The following is a 25594-nucleotide window of genomic DNA, read 5'->3' on the forward strand; positions in this document are numbered from 1 at the left end:
TATTTCTTTATTATTTTATCTTTTTTAGAATACCTCTATACATAATAAAGGCGCTAATAGTTTAGCGCCTTTATCTTATTCTTTCTCAATATTAACATTTTTTGAAGGTGCAAATGTAGAAATTGCGTGTTTAAAAATTAACTGTTGTTTGCCTTCTGTCTCTAACAAAACAGTGAAATTATCAAAAGCCTTTACTACACCTCGTAATTGAAAACCATTTGTGAGGAAAATAGTAACAGGAATTCGTTCTTTCCTAAGTTGATTTAAATATTGATCTTGAATATTTACAGTTTGTGACATGAATGTTTCCTCCTTTTTCTATCTATACAAGTATTATTCTAGGTGGATTGCAAGAATCCTTCTAAATCATTTAAAATATTTTCTAAATACTCTAAATCTTTGTCTTCTTCTACATTATACCAGTTTATATGCATTTTATTTCTAAACCAAGTAAATTGTCTTTTAGCAAATCGTCTAGAATTTCTTTTTAGAAGCTCTATAGCTGTATCAAAAGAATTTTGATTGTCGATATACGCTACGATTTCTTTATAACCGATTGCGCCCATGGGTTGTAATTCCCGATATCCTTTTTCTAATAATGCTTTCACTTCACTTATTAATCCCTGCTCTATCATTAAATCTACCCGTTTATTTATACGATCATATAATCGTGATCGCTCCATTTGTAAACCAATTATATGCACATCGTATAATGGCGTTAAGGCCTTCTCATGTCGATCAGACATTTTATCACCTGAGTGCTCATAAATCTCCAATGCACGTATGACTCTTCTCACATTGTTGGGATGAATTTTTTTTGCTTGTTCAGGATCTATTCTTTCAAGTCTTTTATATACCTTATCTATGCCATCTGTTTCTATTTCTTTTGATAGCTTTTCTTCAAATAGTGTATTTCTTTTTTCCTCTGTAAATTTATAATTATAGAGCGCTGCTTGAATATAAAGACCAGTACCCCCTACAATGATAGGCAGTTTTCCTCGATAACTAATTTCTTTAATTAAGGAACGTGCTTCCTTTTGAAAGTTAGCAGCAGAATAGGACTCAGTCGGTTCTAATGTATCAATTAGATGATGCGTAACCCCATCCATTTCTTTAGTTGAAACCTTAGCTGTACCTATGTCGAAGTCTTTATAAATTTGCATCGAATCACCACTTATAATTTCACCATTATATTTTTTGGCAATGTCGATACCTAAACTAGATTTTCCGACAGCTGTTGGTCCTACAATAGCTATCACTTTTTGTTTCATAAAATAACCTCTCTATCCCCTATTACATGATTCTTTTAAACATTTTTTCCATTTCGTAGGTTGAGAATTGAATAATAATAGGTCGTCCATGTGGACATGTAAACGGGTCTGTGCACTTTCTTAAATCTTCTAAAAGCTGAAACATATCATCGTTATTTAAATAATGATTAGCCTTAATGGATCGTTTACATGACATTAATATTGCTGCTTCTTCTCTTAGTTTGTATATATCTATTTTTCCTACATCCATTATCTGTTCAATCATCTCTCTAATAACTTCTTCTTCAAAGCCCTTTGGAAACCAGTTAGGATGTGAACGTATGATATACGTTTGATGACCAAATTCTTCAAAAAATAGTCCAACCTTCTCGAGCTGTACTTTATGTTCCTCAATTAATAAGGTTTCTTGTTTTGTAAATTCAAACGTAATTGGTACAAGTAGCTCCTGTACTTCTTTGGAGACATCGCCTATCATATCTTTAAAAAATTCATACTTAATTCTTTCCTGGGCAGCGTGCTGGTCAATAATATATAAGCCAGCTTCGTTTTGAGCTAGAATATATGTACCATGATGTTGTCCGATTGGATACATTTGAGGTACTCCGGTTTGATCCTCTAATTCGGCTTGTTGTTCGCTTTCTTCTTCAGTTGAATTATTTATTGCTTCTTCTTTTTCAGTTACATCCTTCTCATAGAAGCTATCAACTGGACTATCATTCGAAAAAAGACCGCTTGAAATATTTTCGTTTTTTATAGAGTCATCATTAGCTGCATTCCAAGGATACTTTTCATCATGAACTTCTGTTTGGTTTATTTTTGAAAGCTTCTCAGAAGCTTCTGGGTTCTTCTCTTGACCAAACATAAAGCTATGCTGTAATGATTTTTCTTTTGACACTTTCTTATGTCCAGCTGGAATCAACCGTTGCTCTCTCAATGCATTTTTTATCATTTCTTCTATCGCTTGAAAAAGCTCTTTTTCTTTACTAAATCGAACTTCTAATTTTGCAGGATGGACATTTACATCAACCAAAACCGGATCCATTTCAATATTTAAAACTACAATAGGTTGACGTCCAATTGGTAACAAAGTATGGAAGCCTTGATAAATCGCACGAGCTAAAGCCATACTGCGAATATAACGACCATTTACTACTGTGGTCATATAATTTCTTGATGCTCGATTTACTTCTGGTTTAGCAATAAACCCTGAAATAGAGAAATCTAACGTTTTATATTCCACTGGAATCATTGCTTTTGCAACTGACATACCATATACCTGAGCAATTATTTGAAGTAATTCACCTTTTCCGCTTGAAAAGAATAATTTATTACCATTATGGACCAATTCAAATCGGATATCAGGATGGGAAAATGCCATTCGATTTATCGTATCACTAATATGCCCTAGCTCAGTATGGATTGTTTTCATGTATTTTAAACGTGCAGGTGTATTATAAAATAAATCCTTAACAGCTATTTCAGTACCTTTTCTGGCATCCCCATAACTTTCAGAAATAATTCTTCCACCTTCTAAAGCTAGAATAGAGCTACTCTGTGTTCCATCTGAGGTTTTGATTTGTAGTCGACTTACCGCCGCAATACTCGCTAATGCCTCCCCACGAAAGCCTAGCGACCGTACATGAAAAAGATCTTGTTCATTCTTTATTTTGCTCGTTGCATGTCTAAAAAATGCCTTTTTACAATCTTCTCTATCCATTCCATCTCCGTCATCCGCCACTGTTATAGAAGATAGTCCTGCTTCTTCAATTTCGATTTTTATCCACTTACTATTTGCATCAATACTATTTTCCACTAATTCCTTCACAACTGAAGCAGGTCTTTCTACTACTTCTCCTGCTGCGATCTTGTTCGCTAGGATATCAGGCATCTGAAAGATAGCCATCATCTCACCTCACTTATTATAAAAATGATTCATTATTCCTTTAGTTTTTTCTGAATCTGATAAAGTTCATTCAATGCATCCATTGGAGTCATTTCTAAAATATTAAGTTTTAAAATGGCTTCTACCGTTTTACTATTTGCTGCTTTTGGCATTGGTTGCTTGGACTTTTTCTCATCTGCCGGAAAGAATGATAATTGATCTAATGCTTCAGATTCTTTAATTTTCCCTTTATTAGAGCCTTCGAGTTCCTTTAATATAACAGAAGCACGATCGATCAGTTCATCAGGAAGGGATGCCAGCTTAGCCACATGGATCCCGTAACTTTCATCCGCAGCTCCATCTTGAATTTGGTGTAAAAATACAACTTTCCCATCGATTTCTTCCGCTTCTACATGAATATTTTTTAATCTTTCTAGGTTATCTTCTAAACTAGTAAGTTCATGATAGTGCGTCGAAAATAACGTTTTCGCTTGAACATGATGATGTAAATGCTCGATGATAGCCTGGGCTAATGCCATGCCATCATATGTACTTGTACCTCGTCCAATTTCATCAAATAGAATAAGACTGTCAGAGGTTGCATGTTGTATAGCATTATTTGCTTCTAACATCTCTATCATAAAGGTACTTTGACCAGCGACAAGGTCATCAGCCGCACCAATTCGGGTAAAAATCTGATCAAAAAGTGGCAATACTGCTTTCTCACATGGAACAAAACAACCGATTTGAGCCATAATAACCGTTAAAGCAAATTGACGCATATACGTACTTTTACCTGACATATTTGGTCCTGTAATCAATAAAAGCTCTTTTTCTTTATCCATATTTATATCATTTGGCACAAAATGGCCATTCTTCATTACTTTTTCTACGACGGGGTGTCTACATTTCTCAATTTGAACTACCTTATTTGTGGAAAAATTAGGTTTAACATAATTATTTTCTTCACTAATCGTCGCAAAGCTTTGCAATACATCTATTTCACTAATAATATCTGCTAGTTCCTGCAATTGAGAAATATAACCTCTTACTTGATCACGAATTTTTAAGAATAGCTCATACTCAAGCTCTATGCTTTTTTCTTCCGCTTCAAGAATAAGTGATTCTTTTTCTTTTAACTCAGGTGTAATGTATCTTTCCGCGTTGGTTAACGTTTGCTTTCGTTCATACATTCCTTCTGGCAATAAATGAAGATTAGCTTTAGTTACTTCAATATAATAGCCAAACACTCGGTTATAACCAATTTTTAGTGACTTAATCTTGGTTTTTTCTTTTTCCTTTTTTTCTAATTCAGCAATCCACTGTTTACCGTTTCTAGATGCATAACGGTATTGGTCTAATTGCTCATTGTATCCATCCTTAATAATATTTCCTTCTTTAATCGAAAGGGACGGATCATCTGAAATACTTTTATCCAGAATTTCAAATAAAGCTGGTAAGGGATCTATTTTCTCACTTAAGGCCATGATTTCCTTATTTGAAAATTGATTTAATATTTCTTTTAAAGATGGAATTCTACTAATGGAGTTTTTAAGCTGTACTAAATCTTTGGCATGAACATTTCCATAAGAAACTCGTCCTGCTAATCTTTCCATATCATAAATAGCAGTTAAATGTTCTCTTAGTGTTTGTCTTTCAAAAAATTGTTGTTGAAATCCTTCTACTACAGTTAATCTTTTTTCAATTTGATTTTTACTCAGTAAAGGACGCTCCATCCATTTTTTCAGCTTCCGCGCTCCCATTGCAGTTACAGTTTTATCTAAAATCCATAATAAACTACCATATTTTTCATTTCGAATTAAAGAATTGGTAATTTCTAAATTTCTTTTTGAATAAAGATCTAAAGCCATGTATTCTTTGAGCTCTATTTCTTGTGCTGGCCTTAAATGATCAATGGACCGTTTTTGCGTATAAAACATGTAGGAAAATAAATGATTACAGGTCCTTTTTAAATTATCATTGGTGAGTGATGAGAGTAATGCTTTCTGACTTTCTATCTCAAATTCCTCTTCTAGTTCAGATATGGTGAATTGATATCGTTCCTTTAATTCAGAACGTAACTGATCAGGGAAATCTTCTTTTAATACAATTTCTTTGATTGGTCGATTTGCGATTTCAGTAATGACCGCATGCCAACCATCTTCTACTATTGCTGTAATAGTTTCACCTGTTGATAAGTCTGTATAAGCTAATCCGAAGTTTTCTTCGTTAATAAAATGAATTGTAGCTAAATAATTATTTTCCTTTTCATCCAACATACTTCCTTCCATTACAGTACCTGGGGTAATATGTTGCACTACTTCTCTCTTTACGACACCTTTTGCTATTTTTGGATCTTCCACTTGCTCACATATAGCTACTTTAAAACCTTTTTCGATAAGTCTTTTAATATAGCCTTGAGCTGAGTGGTGAGGAACGCCGCACATTGGAATTCTTTCATCACTTCCACCGTCTCTACTGGTTAAAGTGATTTCCAATTCCAATGCCGCTTTCTTTGCATCCTCAAAAAACATTTCATAAAAGTCACCTAATCTAAAAAACAAAAAACTATCTTGATATTTACTTTTAATTTTTAAATATTGTTCAATCATTGGCGTAAAACCCATTTTTCATCCTCCGTACATTTAATCTACCTGTATTATAGCATAGATAATACCTCATTTAATGACTCTAGAATCGATTAATCATCAGCTAAAGATGCATGCATTTTACCATGATAAAGAAGAAAGTGTATACCAAAAGGCGTATACACTTCATCATTGATCATGTATCCATTATACTCTTTCTTCATGGCCTTTTGACTTATGCTTAGGTTCGATTGATGATAACTCGTCATCTGATACCGGCCACTCCCAAGAATCTTCACAGCTTTCACAGCTAGGGTCAATTCTTACACAAAGTTTTGTTTCGCCTACCGCTTCTACTAAAAATTCACGTTCTACTTCGACTTTAATCTTATGGCCTTCTGTTGTGATATTACACTCTAAACAATTGGGCTGTTGCAGTACTTTTGCAATAACTTCTGTCTCATTTCCAAATGATTGTTCATCCCTAACACTTAGTGGTATCTCATCCGTGTATTCTACTTTTTCTGTCACTACCTGAGTTTTCGTATTATGATTGTAGGAAAACCAGATATTCACCTCATAGCTGCCATGAATTTCAACTACATCCTCACACTGTAATTTTGCTTTATAATGATGGTTGATGATCCAGCATCCTAAAATACTTGTCGGCCGTTGAGGTGGTGTCATTGTATTGGTGTCGCGGATGAATTTTCGCCCCTTACCAATTACTGCTTTCGTTATGATCTCACGATAATCTTGATCAAAAAATGCCATTAGTAACTACCTCCTATTCTTTCCGTTTCATCTTATGCAAGACATTCACCTAGTGTGCTTGCATAGAAAAGAATCTTTCATTGATTCTAATTCATCCTATGCATCTGCCTATATTTGTGTAACAGTTAGTTTGTAATTTTATATAAACAGTTGCTCTTTATGGGTAATTTAACGGTAAAATAAAAAGGTGGCACATCCATCATTTAAAAGAGGTTAAAAAGACTACACACTCCTATAAATAGAAGGGTGTAGTCTTATGTTTAATGACAACCAGAGTTCTGACTTTTTGAACCAGTTTCACCTGATAATAAATCTCCATCAGTCGATCGAATTACTTCATTAGTTATTTCTCTTGCTATTGTATTTGTAACCAATTGTAAAATGTCATTAATGACCACTTGGGATTCCTTAAATTCTTGAACGATAGGAATTTCATCAATCTCTGCTTGAAGACGATCGATTTCCTTCTCTACTTTTTCAAGAGCTTCATGCTTTCCGTATGCTTGAAAATTAACAGCTTGCTTTTGTAAGGCTTTTATCTTTTTAATCAAGCTCTGAATTTTTTGATTCTCATTTAACTTGGCTTCCAATTGCTTGAAACGGTCAATCTCATCAATGTTTGCCATCATTTTTGCTAATTTATGCGCTTCTTCTACCACTTGATTTCTTGTATATACTGTCATTATTTCACCTCAACTGCTGCTTCCACTAATTCACCATCTAGTGTCCACGTTTTCGTGTTTACTACTTTCACTTCTACAATTTGACCTATTAAGTCCTTTGGTGCACGGAAGTTTACTAGCTTGTTTTTATCTGTGTAGCCTGATAATACATCAGGATCTTTTTTACTTTCACCTTCTACTAAAACTTTTACTACCTGGTCTTGATACTTTTTCATTGCTTCGGCTGATTGGTCATTAACTAGCTTATTTAACCGTTGCAATCTTTCTTTTTTTACTTCCATCGGTATATTATCTTCCCATCTAGCAGAAGGAGTTCCTTCACGAGGTGAATAGATAAATGTATACGCACTTTCAAAGCCTACTTCTTCCATTAATGTCATGGTTTCTTCAAATTGTTCATCTGTTTCATTTGGAAAACCGACAATAATATCAGTAGTTAGAGTTACATTTGGCATTGCATCCTTGATCTTTTTCACTAGCTTAAGATAGTCTTCTCTTGTATATCTTCTTGCCATTACACGCAAGATATCGGAACTACCTGATTGAACTGGCAAGTGAATATGATCTAATAAATTACCACCTTTTGCTATAACTTCAATAAGATGATCATCAAAATCACGAGGGTGTGAAGTTGTAAAGCGAACCCTTGGAATATCGATTTTTCTCATCTCATCCATTAATTCGCCTAAACCATATTCAAACTCAAGATCTTTTCCATATGCATTCACGTTTTGACCTAACAATGTTACTTCTTTGTATCCTTGTGCCGCTAAATGGCGAACCTCTTGAATAATATCTTCAGGCATTCTACTTCTTTCTTTCCCACGTGTGTAAGGTACAATACAGTACGTACAGAATTTATCACAGCCATACATAATGTTAACCCACGCCTTGATTTTTCCTTTACGTACTTTGGGAAGATTTTCAATAATGTCGCCCTCTTTGGACCATACTTCTACCACCATTTCCTTGCCAAACATCGCTTCTTTAATTAATTGCGGCAAGCGGTGAATATTGTGGGTCCCAAAAATGAGATCAATAAATGGATGCTTTTTAAGGATTCTATTTACAACAGATTCCTCTTGGGACATACAACCACATATTCCTACAATTACATCAGGATTTTCTAATTTCAGTGGTTTTAAATGACCAATCTCTCCAAACACCTTATTTTCAGCATTCTCTCTAATAGCACATGTATTTAATAAGATAATATCTGCATCACTCGTATCCTCTGTAGATATATATCCCATTTGCGTTAATATACCGGCCATTACTTCTGTGTCATGTTCATTCATTTGACATCCATAAGTACGAATCATAAATTTTTTCCCTTTTCCGATTCCACGCATTTCTTCAGGAATGTCGAAGTCATAATGAATTTGGATATCTTCTCTTCTTCTTTTCTTCGCCTTTTTCATATTAGGTGGTTCATATGTCGATTGAAAATATTTGGAGATAAGATCATCACTAGACATGTCTTTTATACGGGACAAATTATGATTCGAATCGGATTTTATGTCCGTTGAATCTACTTGTCTTATTTGTTGTCCTTCTTTTCGTTGTTTTTCATTCATTGTAACAAACATCCTTCCTTTCCAACTCTCTTTTAAGGAGAGTTGCAAACTCACTTATCTATTATATGGGATTTAGTAAGGAAATACAAAGTAATTCAGCAGAAGTTTATCCTTAAGTCGGGAATTTTCTGATGAAATTCTCATAAGCTATTTTATTGCAAATATTTATTGGTAGCAACTCTTTCATTCTAGATAATAGTGACGTAAAATCCTCAGGGCTAGTTAACTCCTGTACATAAAGATCCGCACCATCAAAATCAGAACCAATTCCAATAGAGTCTCCCGCTCCATAATCGATCAAATAAATCATATGCTTACAAAAATCCTCGATCGACACCTTATCATCATCTGAGACAAATTCTTTAACATAAGTCAGGCCAATCCAACCATTCTGGTTCATCAATGCTTTAATTTGATGGTCATCTAAATTTCTCTTATGACCAGTGATTGAATAGACATTTGCATGCGATACGATAGGATGTTTTGCAAGCTTTAATGTATCAAAAAAGCCTTGATAAGAAATATGAGCTAAATCTATCCAGATTTTTTCTTCATTCAATTTTCTTACCACATTTTCACCAAAAACAGATAACCCTGTATCCAGTTCATCTAGCACTCCTGCTGACACCGCATTCTTATAATTCCACGTTAGTCCTACCATTCTTACGCCAAGGGAAAGCAATTTATCTAACTTATGCATATCATTTCCAATAGCATCTAAGCCTTCCAAGGTCAACATAGCTCCTATTTCATCAGGGGCGAGAGCAAGCAAATCATTCTTATTTTTTATTTGTACTATTTCTTCACATTTATCTATAATTTCTGAATAAAATAACTCTACCATTTCCAGGGCTACGCCAAATTTATCTTTCTGTGGAATACTTTCAGGAATGTATATAGCAAAACATTGCAGTTTAATGGGGCTATTTTTTAAAGCATGATAATTTACAGTTAACTCTTCTCTATTAAAAAAAGAAACTCTCTTACTCCACATCTTCCAAAGTGCATCACAATGCGCATCTATCATTAATATTTCCCCCTAACTCCCCGTATACTATGATCTATCTTTTTACAAAAGTGAAATTATTTGCTCAACAAAGCAAAAGAAAAAACCTGCTAGAACAACAGGTTTTAAAATATATTCTTTATTTCAGAAAAACATAAAGGTTAGTAAATAAGTTATCTTGGTTCTATTATTAATTTTATTGCGGTTCGTTCTTCCTCATCAATCATAATATCAGTAAAAGCAGGAATACAAATTAAATCAACTCCACTAGGTGCGACAAATCCTCTTGCGATAGCTACTGCTTTAACCGATTGATTGATTGCTCCAGCGCCAATTGCTTGTATTTCTGCTGAACCATTTTCACGTAAGACATTAGCGAGTGCGCCTGCTACTGAATTCGGATTTGATTTTGCTGAAACTTTTAATATGTCCATTCCTAGTACCTCCTTCGTCTCCTTATGTTATTCCTCTTCTACTATATTCATGATAATGAAAGATATGTTAAATTTATTATGCCGGAAAAAGGGAAAAAATTCAAATCTTAACCGAAGAACGGTTGGTCGTCATTAATTAAAATGCGTTCAATTTTTTCTGCTTTTCCAGTTGTATTATTTATTGTGATAATAACTCCACTTAATTGTGTACGACTTTCTTTTGAAACTTCAAATCGAACAGGTAAGCCTGTTAGAAATTTTTTTATAACCGCGGTCTGCTCCATACCTAAAATACCATCATAAGGTCCTGTCATACCCACATCAGTTATGTATGCAGTACCATTTGGAAAAACACGATTGTCTGCAGTCTGCACATGCGTGTGTGTGCCAACTACAGCTGACACTTTGCCATCTAAGTACCAGCCCATGGCTAATTTTTCGCTAGTAGCCTCTGCATGAAAGTCTACAAAAATAAGATTGGTCTTCTTTTTTGCTTCTTCAATTAATTTATCTGCTACTTTAAAGGGATCATCTACTGGCTGCATAAACGTACGACCTAATAAATTGATTACAGCCACTTCTAAACCATTGGATTTAACATAGATAATTTCATTTCCTGGTGTTCCTTCGGGTAAGTTAGCGGGAACTACCATGTTTTTCGCATCTGAAACGAAATCGAATATTTCTTTTTTATCCCACGTATGGTTGCCCATTGTAATTCCTTGAGCTCCCCACTCTAGTAACTGTTTATATATTTTTTCTGTGATTCCTTTTCCAGCTGCAGCATTTTCCCCATTAACAATCGTTACATGAGGTTGATGCTTACTCTTTAATTTAGGTAAAAACTCTTGAATCATATCTCTTCCTGGAGATCCTACGATATCTCCAATAAATAATAATTTCATATTTAACCCTCTTTTCTTAATTAACGTAAGTTTTACACATCTCCTTTATAAAGTCAAAAAAATAAAGCAACCAAAAAGGCTGCTTTATTTTGCATATTCTACTGAACGTGTTTCGCGAATTACCGTGACTTTTATGTGGCCAGGATAATCTAATTCATTTTCGATCTTCTTACGAATATCACGTGCAATCTTAATAGATTCTGCATCATCAATTTCATCTGGTTTAACTATTATTCTAATCTCACGCCCCGCTTGAATAGCGAACGATTTTTCTACACCAGCATATGATTCAGAAATCTCTTCTAGCTTTTCTAATCGTTTAATATAATTTTCTAGTGTTTCACTTCTAGCACCAGGTCTTGCGGCAGATAACGCATCTGCAGCAGCTACTAATACGGCAATAACAGATGTTGCTTCTTCATCACCATGGTGTGAAGCAATTGCATTGATGACAACGTCATTCTCTTTATACTTACTTGCGAGCTCTTTACCGATTTGAACATGGCTACCTTCAACTTCGTGATCAATAGCCTTACCAATATCGTGTAATAACCCAGCTCTTTTTGCAAGCATTTGATCTTCACCTAATTCAGCAGCAAGCAATCCAGATAAATAAGCAACTTCTATCGAGTGTTTTAATACATTTTGACCATAGCTTGTACGATATTTTAGACGACCTAAAATTTTAATTAAATCAGGGTGTAGACCGTGAACTCCAACTTCAAAAGTAGTTTGTTCACCAAATTCACGAATATATTCATCAACTTCACGTCGAGATTTATCAACCATTTCTTCAATACGAGCTGGATGAATACGTCCATCCTGAACTAGTTTCTCTAACGAGATTCTAGCCACTTCTCTACGTATAGGGTCAAAACCAGATAAAATTACTGCTTCTGGTGTGTCGTCAATGATTAAATCAATACCAGTAAGGGTTTCAAGTGTACGTATGTTACGCCCTTCTCTACCAATAATTCTTCCCTTCATTTCATCATTTGGAAGATTTACTACAGAGACAGTCGTTTCCGCAACATGATCAGCTGCACACCTCTGTAAAGCAAGTGATAAAATATTTTTAGCTTTTTTATCAGCTTCTTCTTTAGCGCGATTTTCAGCTTCCTTAATAATAATTGCCGTTTCGTGTGTTACCTCTTTTTCTACACGTTCTAAAATTACCTGTCTAGCTTGATCAGATGTATAGCCCGAAATCCGTTCTAATTCTGCTTGTTGCTCGCTTAACATTGCTCCAACTTTGCTTTCCATTTTTTCAATTTGTTGTTGTTTTTCTGTTAGCGAACCTTCTTTTTTCTCTAACATTAACTCACGTTTATCTAACGTTTGGTCTTTCCGATTTAAATTTTCCTCTTTTTGCATTAAACGACTTTCAAGTTTCTGTGCTTCTGCACGTCTTTCCCTGAGGTCTTGTTCTGCTTGTTGGCGAATTTTATGATTCTCATCTTTCGCTTCTAGCAATGCTTCTTTCTTTGCTACTTCTGCGTTTTTATGGCCCTCTTCTACAATCTGGCGAGCCAAGTCTTCCGCGCTGGAGATCTTTTTCTCTCCAACTGTTTTTCGAATCAGATAACCAACAACAATACCGACAAATGTAAGCAAAATGGAGATGATAGTGTAAAGCAAAATATCCATTATTTCACCTCCTCTTGCTATAAACTTGTACAACTTTTTTTAAGTCGGCATGTACAAATTAAACATTCTAATGAAATTCAATGTACAATTCCAATGGAATTATACAAGTTAATTTTAATCTTGTTAAATAGGTATGTCAAGGATTGTAAAAATTGTCCAACGTTGTCGTAAATGCATTTTCTCATTATATTAGAAAATGGGAGGATTAATAGACTGAAAGAGTCACATTCACGTTAATAATTACCATAAAAAAAAAGACCCAAAATAAATTTAATAATTTGGGCCTTTCACTATGGATTACTCCATATCTAATGCTGCTTGCTTTTCTTCCTCAGTTGAAGCTTCTTCTAAAACTTCCCCATTTAAACCATGATGATTTCTAATACCTGTATTGATCTCATCTGCTATTGCAACATTTTCTTTTAAGAATTGTTTTGCATTTTCTCTTCCTTGTCCTAAACGTTCTTCTTTATAGGAATACCATGCCCCACTTTTTAGGACGATATCAAGATCAGATCCAATGTCTAATATTTCTCCTTCTCTAGAAATACCTAAGCCGTACATAATATCTACTTCAGCTTGCTTAAAAGGAGGCGCTACTTTATTTTTCACGACTTTAATTCTAGTACGATTACCTACCATATCATTTCCTTGTTTTAATGTTTCGGCACGTCTTACCTCTAATCTTACTGAAGCGTAGAATTTTAGCGCTCTTCCACCTGGTGTAGTTTCTGGACTACCAAACATAACCCCAACTTTTTCACGAATCTGGTTAATGAAAATTGCTGTTGTTTTAGATTTATTTATTGCACCTGACAATTTACGTAAAGCTTGTGACATTAATCGAGCTTGTAGCCCAACGTGAGCATCACCCATCTCGCCTTCAATCTCAGCTTTTGGAACTAGTGCTGCTACAGAGTCAATAACTACAATGTCTACTGCTCCACTACGAACAAGTGCTTCAGCAATTTCTAGTGCTTGTTCACCAGTATCAGGCTGTGAAAGTAAAAGTTCATCAACATCTACTCCTAAGTTTCTAGCATAGGTAGGATCTAACGCATGCTCCGCATCAATAAACGCTGCTTGACCTCCAGCACGTTGCGCTTCTGCAATTGCATGCAAAGCTACAGTCGTTTTACCAGAAGATTCTGGGCCATAAATTTCTACTACACGACCTCTAGGGTAGCCACCGACACCTAAAGCTATATCCAATGCTACTGAGCCACTAGAAACTGTAGCGATCTTTTGCTCTGCGTGCTCACCTAACTTCATAATAGAACCTTTTCCGAATTGCTTTTCTATTTGTTTCAGCGCCATATCTAACGCTTGTTTACGATCACTCAAATTATTTCCCCCTCAAAATGTGGTACTTCCATCATACAACTTTTAAAATAATTTAACAAGTAAAAAACGAATAAATGTTCCCTTTTTTTCGTTAGACAATTAGCTTGGTAAAATGATTATTAACTATTAATTTTTATGTTTTTCTGAAAAATCGATAGCAAAAAAATATTTATAAGTTTTTTAAATGATGAAAGAGAATTTCTAATCCCTTTTTCACAGCTCTTGTTCGGATCGAGGAACGATCACCATGGAAGTGATGTTTCGTCGTCTGTGCTTTTTTTCCATTAGTGTATAAAGAAATATACACGGTACCAATATCTTTGCCTTCACTTTTATTTGGTCCTGCAACCCCAGTAAAGCTTATTCCAATATCGGAATTAAATTTTTCAGTTGCATTTTTAGCAAGTAACTCTGCACATTCTTCACTAATTGTTCCATACTTTTCTATTAGTTCAAAAGGAACCTCTAAGACAGAGTTCTTTGCTTTTGATGAATAGACAACGGCACTTCCTTGGAATACTTGTGAAGCGCCTGAAACAGATACTAACTTATCAGAGAACAAACCACCTGTTAAACTTTCAGCAGATGAAAGTGACAGTTGTTTTTCCGCAAGTAAGTGGATCACTGTTTCTTCTATATTCCTATTATTTTCTCCATAAATAAACTGACCAACTATAGGTTTAATTTTTTGTTCAACTTCTTCTATCATTTGATCTGCTTTATTTATATCAGATGCCTTCGCTGTAAGGCGGAGTGCAACTTCTCCCTCAGAAGCTAAAGGAGCTATCGTAGGATTGGATTGACTCTTTATAATATCTAACAAGTCATGTTCTAATTGCGACTCTCCTATACCTATAAAACGAAGCATCTTAGAGCGAATAACGCTATCTAACTTATATTTTTTTCGAAGATATGTAAAAACAAACGGATCTAAAATTGCTTCCATTTCCTTTGGTACTCCAGGTGTGAAAATCCAGGTAACATTTGCATACTCTACTATAATACCAGGTGCAATACCTACTGGGTTTTCAATAACCATCGAATCTTTAAATACATGTGCTTGTTTTCGATTATTAGGTGTCATCCCTTTATTTCTATTTTTAAAAAAGGTTTCCATTGAAGCAAATGTCTTTTCATCCTCTTCAATAGGAATGCCACTTAATGTAGAAAATGCCTCTCTTGTTAAATCATCTTCCGTAGGCCCCAATCCACCTGTAATAAATACAATATCCGACCGCAAAGAAGCTGTTTTAAATGCTTGCTCCACACGTTGCAAATTATCGCCTACAGTTTGATGGTAATACATACTAATTCCAAGGTTTGCCACACGGTCAGATATCCAAGCTGTATTGGAATTAACAATTTGACCTAGTAATAGTTCTGTTCCAACACTAATGACTTCTGTTTTAAGATCTGGCATTATTTCGATTCCTCCATGACATGCCAATTTTTCGCAAAGTAATCATATCCAGAAACAACTGTAACTATCATAGCAAGATAAAGCACAATTGTATCCACAGGTATTCCTATAAAGTTAAAAGGAAAATTTTGTAGTAATAAAAGGATTATTGCTGCAATTTGCAGAACAGTTTTAAGCTTACCCATACTTCCAGCTGCTAAAACAAGCCCTTCGCCCGCAGCTACCAATCTAAGTCCTGTAACAGCAAATTCCCTACTTATAATTATAATTACAATCCATGCCGCTGCTGCATCCATCGCAACAAGTAAGATAAAAGCAGCAGATACTAAAAGTTTATCCGCCATGGGATCAAGAAACTTGCCTAAATTTGTCACTAAATTGTGTTTTCTTGCATAATGACCGTCAATCCAATCTGTTGCTGATGCTACGATAAAGATAATAGTTGCAATTAAATGGGTTAAAGGAATTGATACTTCACCTAATGACACCGTTCCCCAGTCGTAGGGAAGAGATAAAAACAAGATAAAAATCGGGATAAGCATAATTCGTGATAGTGTAATTCTATTTGGAATATTCATAACAAGTTCCTCCACGGTTAATTTTTTTCTTTTCAACAAAAAAGAGTATGCCTCTCATTAATTATACCCTCCTATCAGTATTTCTGATTTAAGAGGGTATAATTAATTCATATAAAAGCTAATTAAATAGTTATCTATTTATATTAATGTAAACTCTTGGAACATCACCAGCATTAATTTCTTCTGATAATTCAACATCCAAGTCATTTACATCAATATCAATCGCATTTGGAGCACCAAATCTTAAAGATATTTGTTCCTTATCTGAAAAATCGAATTCAACCGTACCTTCTTCAGCAGTAAGTGTCTTTTCGTAGAAGGTTTCACCATTTCCATCATAAACCTCAAGCCAATTCCGATCAGAAGAAGTTATGGAAAGAATTAATTCTTCCTCCTCTAATTGCAATTCATAGGTGGACTCATTATTCTCATGATTCTCCAACGTTATGCTGCTTGATGCTGCTTCTTCTTCCTGTTCTTGCTCTTGATCCTCTTCAGTTGTTTCATCCTCATTTTCTGCATCTTCTTCATTATCCGCATCTTCTTCCTCAGCTGGCGCATCGCTATCTGGTGGTAGTTCAACTGTGTCCCCGCCATTAGATTCCTCTTGTTGTTCAGTAACATTTTCTCCACCTGTAGAAGTCAAGTCGGAAAATGTTCCTTGCTTAAATAGCCATACTACTACCACAATGCCAATAATCAATAAAACCACAATAACAGTCGGGAGAAAGGAAAAAATCGCAGGACTACTTACAGAAGTCGTGGTATTTTTTTTGCTACTCTGCACTCGTGATAAAGCAGGCGATGCTTCTTGTTCATTAAAAGGTAAATCTTCATGGTATTCTTCCATCAATTCTTCTGGATTAAGATTAACGGCCATCGCATACTCTTTAATAAAGGCACGCACATAAAATGCCCCTGGCATAACTTCAAAATTTTCATTTTCTATCGCATATAAATACCTTGTTTGAATTTTTGTCATTTTTTGTATATCATCTAACGTTAATTTTTTCGCTTCTCTTTCTTCCTTCAGTCTCTCTCCAATAGCCATGTATAACACCGTCCAATTTTTTATATTCATTTTATTATTCTATTTTTTAAGTATTTATCAAAGTATTTAAACTGTGTCATAAGAAATTTATAAAAGATCTATATGCTACGCATTTACATTTATCATATATGAAAAATAGTAATATGAAAAGACATAAATAAATTAACTATAAAAATCGTGTAGCTTCTTGTAATATCATCAAAATACAAAACAAATTATATTAATATTTGCTTAATTAGATAGTTCTTTTTGCATGTCGAATAATAGTTTCACTCTTCCAACTAATACTAAACTATTTAAGATGATTTTCCAAGAAATTGAAACTAAAAAACCTTGAAGCTTAAGCTCCAAGGTTTTTTAACTTATTTGTTTGTACCTTCATTCTGAACTAATTTTATCATACTATTTGCAATAGCATGTCTTTCTTGTTCATTTGCTGCACTCCATAAATCAGTAAGCATACGTTCTTGATCATTTTTTGGTTCTACATGTGCTTGAAGGTAGTTTCCGATATCATACGCTACCTCAGAAATTGCATTTGATTGCATTCCTTTATTTTGCGCTCCATGAAGACGATCGCCTAAAAAATCCTTCCAAGATTCAAAATTATCCAAAACAGACATGAATTTTATCCTCCTTCAAATGTTTTCACTCCTATCATTTGCAAATGAATAAACTTTATACCAAAATTTTTAAAATAGAAGGAAAATATTTATCATTACCATGCTCCATTTACATGAATTATTTCACCTTGGATATAAGAGGATTTCTTATCAAGCAGAAAGGAAATTACTCCAGCAACTTCCTCTGGTTTTCCGGCTCTTTGCACCGGAATACTATTGATCAATGTTTCTTTTTCTAATTCACTTAGGTTATCATTCATTTTTGTATCAATATAACCTGGACTTACTGCATTCACAGAAATTTTCATCGGGGCGACCTCTTTTGCCAGTGCCTTCACAAAACTATTTTGAGCTCCCTTTACCATGGAGTATACAACCTCACAGCTTGCACCAACATCACCCCAAATAGATGTAACAAAAAGTACATGACCAGATTGTTTTTGAAGCATGGAAGGTAAGATGCTTTTGACGATCATCGTAGGTGCTGTAACATTTAATTCAATCAATTCTTGAATCGTTTCCTCATCCATAGACTGCAATACACCACTATACGCGGTTCCGCTAGCAAAAATAATGGCATCAATATTGTCAGGTAACTGGCTAACCAATTGCTCCCAGCCACTTTTTTTACTGAGGTCTGTTGAAATACTCCCTACTACTTGGTTATTTTGGTCTTTTTCAATGATATGATCAATCGCTTCACGATTTTTATAAAAATGAAGAATTAAGTCAAAATCATCCTCTAATAAATTCTTAGAAATAGCTTTTCCTATATCACCACTGGCACCAATAATAACCGCTAGTGGCCTTTTTTCATTTATCATGCTTCTTTCTCAACAATCAGTTGTGTTAATTGTTCTTCAGATACCCAGCTACGGATAAATTGCTTATACTCATCAAAAGTTAACGACTCAAGCGTTGCTAAGCTCTCAAAAAAATCTAGATCCATCATTTGATAATGGGAATACTGATTTGCAATAAGCTCTAACGAATTTAAAGAACGAATAAACTGACCTATTTTTTTCTGCTTAATACGTTTAAAAGTATTTTCATCAATAGATAGCTTATCCAAATTTACTAAGTGATTATTTAACACTTCAGTAAATTCAAGTGGGTTTTTAGTATTACTACTGATAATGGTAAAACCAAAATTTTCTTCTAAATATGATTCATAACTAAAGCTCTGATCTATTAAGTTCTTTTCATACATCTCTTCATAAATAACCCCACTTTTTGAAAACAAGAAATCTAAAGCTAGGTCTAAAAGCCATTCTCTTTTAATAAATTCTTCTCCATTTTTTGGAATGTCTGCTTCTTTTATCCCTACAAATGCTTTTGGAATAGAAACTGGCATATTCAATATCGTTTTTTTATTGGCTACAGCTTTAGGTTCCTCAGGGTAAAAGCGTTCGATTGGTTGAGGTGGTTCGAACGTTTTTCCTTTTTGATTATTTTGAACTAATTCGAGAATATTTTCTGGTTCAATATTTCCAGCGATAAATAAAACCATGTTAGAAGGATGATAAAAAGACTCATAACAGGTATACAAATCTTCTTTTGTAATTTTATTTATCGAATCCACTGTACCTGCAATATCTATATGAACAGGGTGTTTTTCAAACATATTCTTAATTGTTCCAAAGAAAGCACGCCAATCAGGTTGATCATCATACATATTAATTTCTTGAGCAATGATTCCTTTTTCTTTTTCAACAGATTCATCAGAAAAATATGGTTCTTGCACAAAATCTAATAACGTTTTAATGTTTTCATCGATATTCGATGTTGCGGAAAATAAATATGCAGTTTTTGTAAAAGAAGTAAATGCATTTGCAGATGCACCTTGCTTAGAGAAATCATGAAAAACATCTCGATCTTCTTTTTCAAATAATTTATGCTCTAAAAAATGTGCCACACCATCTGGGACCTTCACCGCTTCTTGTTGATTGATTGGAACGAAATGTTGATCAATAGAGCCATATTTAGTGGTAAAAATACCAAATGTTTTAGCCATTTCTTTTCTTGGTAAGACACACACGGTTAAACCATTTTCTAACTTTTTCGTATAAATGGTTTCATCTAATTGCTTATAATATTTATGCTCCATTTCCTGATCCCCCTTCACTAGTTAATACATAAATCGTATCTAAATGTAGTTGGTTTGCTACTGAAACAATATCATCATAACTTACACTATTGATATCCTCCAATAAGGCAGAAGGTGATTTTTCTGTATCTGCAATTACTTGTTGATAATGAAGTTCAATAATGCCCTGAGGATTATCCATTGTTTCTTTAATTTGGTTAATGATCATTTCTTTCGTCTGATCCAGTTCTTTTTCAGTAAATTCACCTTTTTTCATATCTTCAACTTGCTCTAGGATAATTGTTTTTGCTCGATCATATTGTTCGGGTGCAATACCGCTAAAGACAAATAGCAATCCAACATGGCTTTCAATTCTAGATGCTGCATAATATGCTAAACTATGCTTTTCTCTTACATTTAAAAATAATTTTGAACTAGGAAAACCACCAAATAATCCGTTAAAAACTTGTAAAGCAGCGTAATTGGTGTCACCAAATGAAACGAAGGTTCTAAAACCCAAGTGCAATTTTGCTTGTTGAATCTTTTGTTCTTCTTTAATTTCCTGCATCTTTCTAGGCTTTACTTCAGCAAATTCAATTTCAAGAGGTGACGTCTTCTCTCTCTTTAAATATTCGCCAATTTTTTTCTCTATATCTAACCCTTCTATATCTCCTACCACATACACATCTAATTGGTCATCTTTTAAAAGTGATTGCAATGTTTCAAAAAGTAGCTTCCCGTCAATTTCATCTAAATCTTCCTCATAACCATGTGCATGGATAGAGAATGCTTCATCCTTACACATTTCGTCAATTAAGCGAAGATTGGCATAGCTCATTTTTTCGTCTTTAATTGCATCCATTTTATCAAGTAAAGTTTGCTTCTCACGATTAACAACCTTATCTGAGAATTGGTTGTTTTCTACCTTTGGGTTATAAATAACTTCAGCCAAAAGAGCTAGTCCCGCTTGTAATAACTGTTGATTTCCCTCGATAAATTTGGAATTAGCAAGTTCTAATCGAAAATTAAGTAAATGACTATTCCCTTTTTTCGAAGCATCGATTTGCAATACCGCTCCGTATAGACTATCTAATGCAAGACGAAGATCTCTAGCAGAGGAATAGTTATTAGTGCCTTGCTGCAAAACATATGGCAGTAATGCTCTTTTCGTAACCGTTGATCGGTCTAAGGGTGCTTTGAATTTCAGATTTACATGTACAGTTTTAAATTTTTTGGTATGTATTAAGTGTAGTTTATACCCATTTTTTTCAATAACTTTTTCGTTTGCTAATTTCATATCCATCCTCCTCGTGTATTATGTATATTCTATCAAAAAACACACCTGATTATCCCTATTCTAAAGTATTTATTGGTGAAATGAAAAAAATCTGCAATTTCTGCAGATTTAATTGGACAAAATTATTATCCTCTTTGCCTTAAAACATAGAAACTAAACACATCTGCTCTGAAAAAATTTGCAGAATAAAGAATCGGCTTATTGTCTTTTGTATAGTGTACCTGTTTTAACAACAGCAATGCTTGATCTGGTTGACAATCTAAAATCGGAGAAATCTTTTCATGGTAGCCTATTGGTTCAATATAGGCTACCGCATAATCAATTTCTTCGTTTCTGTACGTCTTAATGAATTGAAAAATCGAAGGGTGTGTATGAATCATTTCAATAGGTACTTCATCAGCATCTAATTTGTCAATACAATAGACAACCGGTTCTCCATCAGCTGTTCTAACTCGCTCTACCTGAGCTAAATTAGAGAGTGAAAGTGGTTTAAATCTTTTATTATCTTCTTCTGTAGGTGTGATTATTTCCGTTGAAATAAATTGAGAGCCTGGGGTTTTACCGGAATTCTTAATCATTTCCGTTACACTTGCTAATTGTTCAATACCAGAAGAAAAAATAGGCTTTGAATTAACAAATATCCCAACACCAGGTCTTCTGACTACAATATCATCTTCTTCAAGTACCCTTAGCGCTGTTTTAATATTTTCCCTTGATTCCTTATAAATTCTAGATAATTCAAACTCAGATGGAAGCTTTTCTCTTTCTTTATACGTTCCATTTTCGATCGCTTGTTTGATTCTTTGCATCACCTTTACAAACTTAGTAACCTCGTTCCCCTTTGTCAACATACGCTACCCCCAGCCATCTATTTACAAAATTCCAGATGAATATATAAAATTTAATATAACATAAAGTTAACTTTGAAAACATACTTAAGTTTCTGTAGCCTCTTCGGAATAGGAAGACACTAAAACGGTTCTTGGCTTAGACCCTTCATATGGACCCACTATGCCTCTATCCTCCATTGCGTCAATTAGACGAGCTGCACGTGTATAACCTACACGAAATCTTCTCTGAAGCATCGATACACTGGCGCTTTGCATCTCAGTTACTAGCTGTACGGCATCGTCAAATAAGTCATCATCTACTTCACTATGTGTTTCAGATTCTTCCTCAGGTATCATTTCTGTCTGGTATTGAGCTTTTTGCTGTTCAATGCAATAGTCTACAATATCTTCTACCTCAGTATCCGATAGAAATGCCCCTTGAACTCTAATTGGCTTTGACATCCCTACTGGAATAAATAGCATGTCCCCTCTTCCTAAAAGCTTTTCAGCACCGCCAGAATCAAGAATAGTTCTTGAATCAGTTGCAGAGGAAACACTAAAAGCAATTCTCGAAGGTATATTAGCTTTGATAACACCTGTAATAACATCCACCGATGGCCTTTGGGTTGCTATTATTAAATGAATACCAGCAGCTCTAGCCATTTGTGCCAATCTTGTAATCGCATCCTCCACATCATTAGAAGCTACCATCATTAAATCAGCAAGCTCGTCTACAATAACGACAATATATGGTAGAGAAGGTTGCTCTTCTTCATCCTCATTTTGTTGATTCGTTTTATTAATTAATTCATTATAGCCCTCGATGTTTCTTGTACCTGTTTCAGAAAATAGTTCATAACGTCTTTCCATTTCAGCTACGACTTTTTTTAAGGCACGAGAAGCTTTTTTCGGGTCTGTAACGACAGGTGCTAATAAATGTGGAATTCCGTTGTATACATTTAACTCTACTTTTTTAGGGTCAATCATCATCATTTTCACTTCATGCGGTTTTGTTCGCATTAGAATACTAGTGATAATGCCATTGATACATACACTCTTACCACTTCCAGTGGCACCGGCTACTAATAGATGAGGCATTTTATTTAATTCCGCCATAATTGCTTCCCCTGAAATATCTCTGCCTAAAACAAAAGAGAGTAATGATCCCTTATTCATTTTTTTAGACTCCAATACTTCTCTTAACGAGACCATTGCAACTTCTTGATTAGGTACTTCAATTCCTACAGCAGATTTCCCAGGAATTGGTGCTTCAATTCGGATATCCTTAGCAGCAAGTGCGAGAGCCAAGTCATCATGTAAATTCACAATTTTACTCACTTTAACACCCGCTTCAGGATAAACTTCATATTTTGTAACGGCTGGTCCTACGTGAACTTTCGTTACTTTAGCTTTTACTCCAAAGCTATGAAACGTTTTTTCAAGTTTTCTTACCACTGCTTGAATTTGTGAACGCTCTTGTTGCTGGGTATTTTTCTTTGGTGCTTGTAATATATCCATTGGTGGAAGTTTGTAATCAATATTTTCTAGTTCTGTCATAGGTAAAACTTCATCTTTTTCGTTTTTGACAACTTCATCCTGTGTTTCATCTTGTGGAACCTGATTATTTGGTTCATCTGTTAGATTCTTTTCCTCGGACTGGCTTTTGTCATTGGCATAAGCTATAGCTGGATAAGTTTGGTCTGGATCATTTTCAAGATCTGTTTGAGGTTCATCCTGTTCAATGACGACCAACTCTTCTTTTTTATTCGCACGTTCTTTACGATTAGATTTCCATTTTTTTAAACTTTTGCTCCATTTTCCTTTCAACCAATTTATAATTTTACTGAAGAATTTACTAGTTGAAAAATTAGTAGAAAGAATGATTCCTAGAATAATCATAAAAAATGCTAGTATTTTAGAGCCAATTGCTGAGAACAAATAGTAACCAGAAGCATATAAAAATGCTCCTACCATCCCACCTCCTAAATAATCAGCAGGAACCATCATATTTAAGTAATCACTGTAATACGTCCAAGACTGATTAACAATCGAGGGATAATCGTTAGAATTAAAATTAGCCTCAAACAATTCTATATGTGTAATAAGTAAAATGCCTATAAATATTAAATAACTACTAACCCAGTATTTATTTCTCATATTTGGCCATTTTCTCTTAATCAAAAGATAGAGTCCTAGAATGAGAAATAAAACAGAGGCAACAAAATACCAGACACCAAAAATCATTCTAAATATATTTTCAAGTAAAGCTGGAATTGCACCATCACTTATAGCACTAGCTCCGCTTCCAAATACAGCGAGAAAAAGAAATAGAACTGCTACAACTTCTTTTCTTTTAAACCAATTATTTGTTTGTTTTTTTTTACGACCTTTTTGACGCTTTGCCATACTGTCACTCCTAAAAATTTCATGCTTTATTTGAGAGAATTCTTTCTTTTATTCAGAAACATTTCATTTTAATTATTAAATTCAATTAAACCCTTGCCTTTATATGACAAGGGCTTGCTCCATTTTTCACACTAGTTTTATTATAGCACATATTTAACTTTTGATGTTTTTACTTTTTTAAAGTTTAACGATCGACCCAGGTTTAAAAGCTTCGTCTAAATAATCATTTGGTTCTGTTGAACAGACTTGAATAATTTCATGATCACCACTACCTGTTTTTTTTACTAATAGAGAACAATTTTCTTTTTGAAGCCACTGGTAGGATGTGTTTTTCTGATTATCTAATTGATAAATATCATGTGCATTTAATGGAGTATAGTGTATCATGTTAATGCTCCTTCTTATTATTTTCTTCTGCTTTCATTAATTCTTCTAGCTTAGAAATTGCTTGGCTAATGCCTCCAACTTCATTTATTAAACCATGTTTAACTGCATCCTTACCTATCACATTAGTTCCAATATCTCTTGTTAAATTGCCTTTTTCAAACATTAAATGTTTCAAGGTTTCTTCGTCAATATCAGAATGGGTAATAACAAATTGAAGCACCCGCTCTTGCATTTTATCTAGGTACTCAAAGGTTTGGGGCACACCAATTACTAATCCAGTTAATCTTACTGGATGGATCGTCATCGTTGCAGTGGGCACGATAAATGAATAATCCGTTGCTACAGCAATTGGAACGCCAATGGAGTGACCGCCACCCAATACAACAGAAACAGTTGGTTTCGATAATGAACTTATCATTTCTGCAAGTGCTAATCCAGCTTCAACATCACCACCAACTGTATTTAAAATAACGACCAATCCCTTAATCTTTACATTTTGCTCTATTGCAACTAATTGCGGGATTAGGTGTTCATACTTTGTCGTCTTATTTTGAGGTGGAAGTTGAATATGCCCTTCCACCTGACCAATAATGGATAAAACATGGATAGGTGAGTCATTTGAAGCTGCAACATTTGTTTGACCAAGCTGTTGAATTTTTTCGACTAATGATGATGAAGGATCTTCTTTTTTATCGGGACTATTGCTCAATGAAAAGCACTCCTTTTCTTCAGTTAACCATAGTATGACCAAAGATAAGTATGCCATTCTTTATGTACCTAATTTTTGAGTATAAAAATAACGACT

The 25594-nt window shown here is 34.4% G+C and carries 23 protein-coding genes; all 23 read right to left on the minus strand.

Going from position 1 to position 25594, the window contains the following annotated elements:
- Window positions 1-75: 75 nt before the first annotated feature.
- Window positions 76-300 (minus strand): RNA chaperone Hfq, encoded by a 225-nt coding sequence (gene hfq, locus DFR57_RS08055; RefSeq protein ID WP_114352632.1) that lies wholly within the window; start codon window positions 298-300, stop codon window positions 76-78.
- A gap of 38 nt (window positions 301-338) precedes the next feature.
- The gene (gene miaA / locus DFR57_RS08060) at window positions 339-1271 is read right to left on the minus strand and encodes a tRNA (adenosine(37)-N6)-dimethylallyltransferase MiaA (RefSeq protein ID WP_114352633.1); all 933 of its coding nucleotides are present in this window, start codon (window positions 1269-1271) and stop codon (window positions 339-341) included.
- Between the two features lie 22 nt (window positions 1272-1293).
- On the minus strand, window positions 1294-3174 hold the full coding sequence (gene mutL, locus DFR57_RS08065; RefSeq protein ID WP_114352634.1) for a DNA mismatch repair endonuclease MutL: 1881 nt from the start codon (window positions 3172-3174) through the stop codon (window positions 1294-1296).
- A 32-nt stretch (window positions 3175-3206) separates the two neighbouring features.
- The gene (gene mutS, locus DFR57_RS08070; protein WP_114352635.1) at window positions 3207-5780 is read right to left on the minus strand and encodes a DNA mismatch repair protein MutS; all 2574 of its coding nucleotides are present in this window, start codon (window positions 5778-5780) and stop codon (window positions 3207-3209) included.
- Window positions 5781-5948: 168 nt separating this feature from the next.
- Complete coding sequence (cotE, locus tag DFR57_RS08075) at window positions 5949-6515, minus strand: outer spore coat protein CotE (RefSeq protein WP_114352636.1); 567 nt, start codon at window positions 6513-6515, stop codon at window positions 5949-5951.
- A gap of 260 nt (window positions 6516-6775) precedes the next feature.
- On the minus strand, window positions 6776-7198 hold the full coding sequence (locus tag DFR57_RS08080) for a YlbF/YmcA family competence regulator (protein ID WP_114352637.1): 423 nt from the start codon (window positions 7196-7198) through the stop codon (window positions 6776-6778).
- Window positions 7198-8775 (minus strand): tRNA (N6-isopentenyl adenosine(37)-C2)-methylthiotransferase MiaB, encoded by a 1578-nt coding sequence (miaB, locus tag DFR57_RS08085; RefSeq protein ID WP_114352638.1) that lies wholly within the window; start codon window positions 8773-8775, stop codon window positions 7198-7200. Before miaB ends, DFR57_RS08080 begins: the two co-directional genes overlap by 1 nt.
- Window positions 8776-8887: 112 nt before the next feature.
- A complete protein-coding gene (locus tag DFR57_RS08090; protein ID WP_114352639.1) occupies window positions 8888-9802 on the minus strand; it encodes a dipeptidase in 915 nt (304 codons plus the stop codon).
- A gap of 152 nt (window positions 9803-9954) precedes the next feature.
- The gene (locus DFR57_RS08095) at window positions 9955-10215 is read right to left on the minus strand and encodes a stage V sporulation protein S (protein WP_114352640.1); all 261 of its coding nucleotides are present in this window, start codon (window positions 10213-10215) and stop codon (window positions 9955-9957) included.
- A 107-nt stretch (window positions 10216-10322) separates the two neighbouring features.
- Window positions 10323-11120: a TIGR00282 family metallophosphoesterase gene (locus DFR57_RS08100; protein WP_114352641.1), complete on the minus strand. Its 798-nt coding sequence runs from the start codon at window positions 11118-11120 to the stop codon at window positions 10323-10325.
- An 84-nt stretch (window positions 11121-11204) separates the two neighbouring features.
- Window positions 11205-12767 (minus strand): ribonuclease Y, encoded by a 1563-nt coding sequence (gene rny, locus DFR57_RS08105; RefSeq protein ID WP_114352642.1) that lies wholly within the window; start codon window positions 12765-12767, stop codon window positions 11205-11207.
- 297 nt (window positions 12768-13064) lie between these two features.
- Window positions 13065-14111: a recombinase RecA gene (gene recA / locus DFR57_RS08110; RefSeq protein ID WP_114352643.1), complete on the minus strand. Its 1047-nt coding sequence runs from the start codon at window positions 14109-14111 to the stop codon at window positions 13065-13067.
- 169 nt (window positions 14112-14280) lie between these two features.
- Entirely contained in the window at window positions 14281-15531 is a 1251-nt protein-coding gene (locus tag DFR57_RS08115) for a competence/damage-inducible protein A (RefSeq protein ID WP_114352644.1), read from the minus strand.
- Window positions 15531-16109, minus strand: coding sequence for a CDP-diacylglycerol--glycerol-3-phosphate 3-phosphatidyltransferase (gene pgsA, locus DFR57_RS08120; protein ID WP_114352645.1), 579 nt, complete (start codon window positions 16107-16109; stop codon window positions 15531-15533). Before pgsA ends, DFR57_RS08115 begins: the two co-directional genes overlap by 1 nt.
- A 130-nt stretch (window positions 16110-16239) precedes the next feature.
- Complete coding sequence (locus DFR57_RS08125; protein WP_114352646.1) at window positions 16240-17160, minus strand: helix-turn-helix domain-containing protein; 921 nt, start codon at window positions 17158-17160, stop codon at window positions 16240-16242.
- A 362-nt stretch (window positions 17161-17522) separates the two neighbouring features.
- Complete coding sequence (locus DFR57_RS08130) at window positions 17523-17783, minus strand: DUF3243 domain-containing protein (protein ID WP_114352647.1); 261 nt, start codon at window positions 17781-17783, stop codon at window positions 17523-17525.
- Between the two features lie 95 nt (window positions 17784-17878).
- Window positions 17879-18607 (minus strand): elongation factor P 5-aminopentanone reductase, encoded by a 729-nt coding sequence (gene ymfI, locus DFR57_RS08135; RefSeq protein ID WP_114352648.1) that lies wholly within the window; start codon window positions 18605-18607, stop codon window positions 17879-17881.
- A complete protein-coding gene (gene yfmH / locus DFR57_RS08140; RefSeq protein ID WP_114352649.1) occupies window positions 18604-19890 on the minus strand; it encodes an EF-P 5-aminopentanol modification-associated protein YfmH in 1287 nt (428 codons plus the stop codon). The genes ymfI and yfmH overlap by 4 nt, the downstream gene beginning before the upstream one ends.
- Entirely contained in the window at window positions 19880-21166 is a 1287-nt protein-coding gene (gene yfmF, locus DFR57_RS08145; protein WP_114352650.1) for an EF-P 5-aminopentanol modification-associated protein YfmF, read from the minus strand. Before yfmF ends, yfmH begins: the two co-directional genes overlap by 11 nt.
- Window positions 21167-21291: 125 nt before the next feature.
- Window positions 21292-22017, minus strand: a complete 726-nt coding sequence (locus DFR57_RS08150) for a GntR family transcriptional regulator (RefSeq protein ID WP_114352651.1) — start codon at window positions 22015-22017, stop codon at window positions 21292-21294.
- A gap of 84 nt (window positions 22018-22101) precedes the next feature.
- Entirely contained in the window at window positions 22102-24402 is a 2301-nt protein-coding gene (locus tag DFR57_RS08155) for a DNA translocase FtsK (RefSeq protein ID WP_114352652.1), read from the minus strand.
- 177 nt (window positions 24403-24579) lie between these two features.
- Window positions 24580-24789 carry a YlzJ-like family protein gene (locus DFR57_RS08160; protein WP_114352653.1) on the minus strand — a complete coding sequence of 70 codons (210 nt, stop codon included), beginning with the start codon at window positions 24787-24789 and terminating at the stop codon, window positions 24580-24582.
- Between the two features lies 1 nt (window position 24790).
- The gene (locus DFR57_RS08165) at window positions 24791-25498 is read right to left on the minus strand and encodes a ClpP family protease (protein ID WP_245937424.1); all 708 of its coding nucleotides are present in this window, start codon (window positions 25496-25498) and stop codon (window positions 24791-24793) included.
- Window positions 25499-25594 lie beyond the last annotated feature (96 nt).

The organism is Saliterribacillus persicus, from assembly GCF_003337485.1.
Taxonomy (GTDB): domain Bacteria; phylum Bacillota; class Bacilli; order Bacillales; family Amphibacillaceae; genus Saliterribacillus; species Saliterribacillus persicus.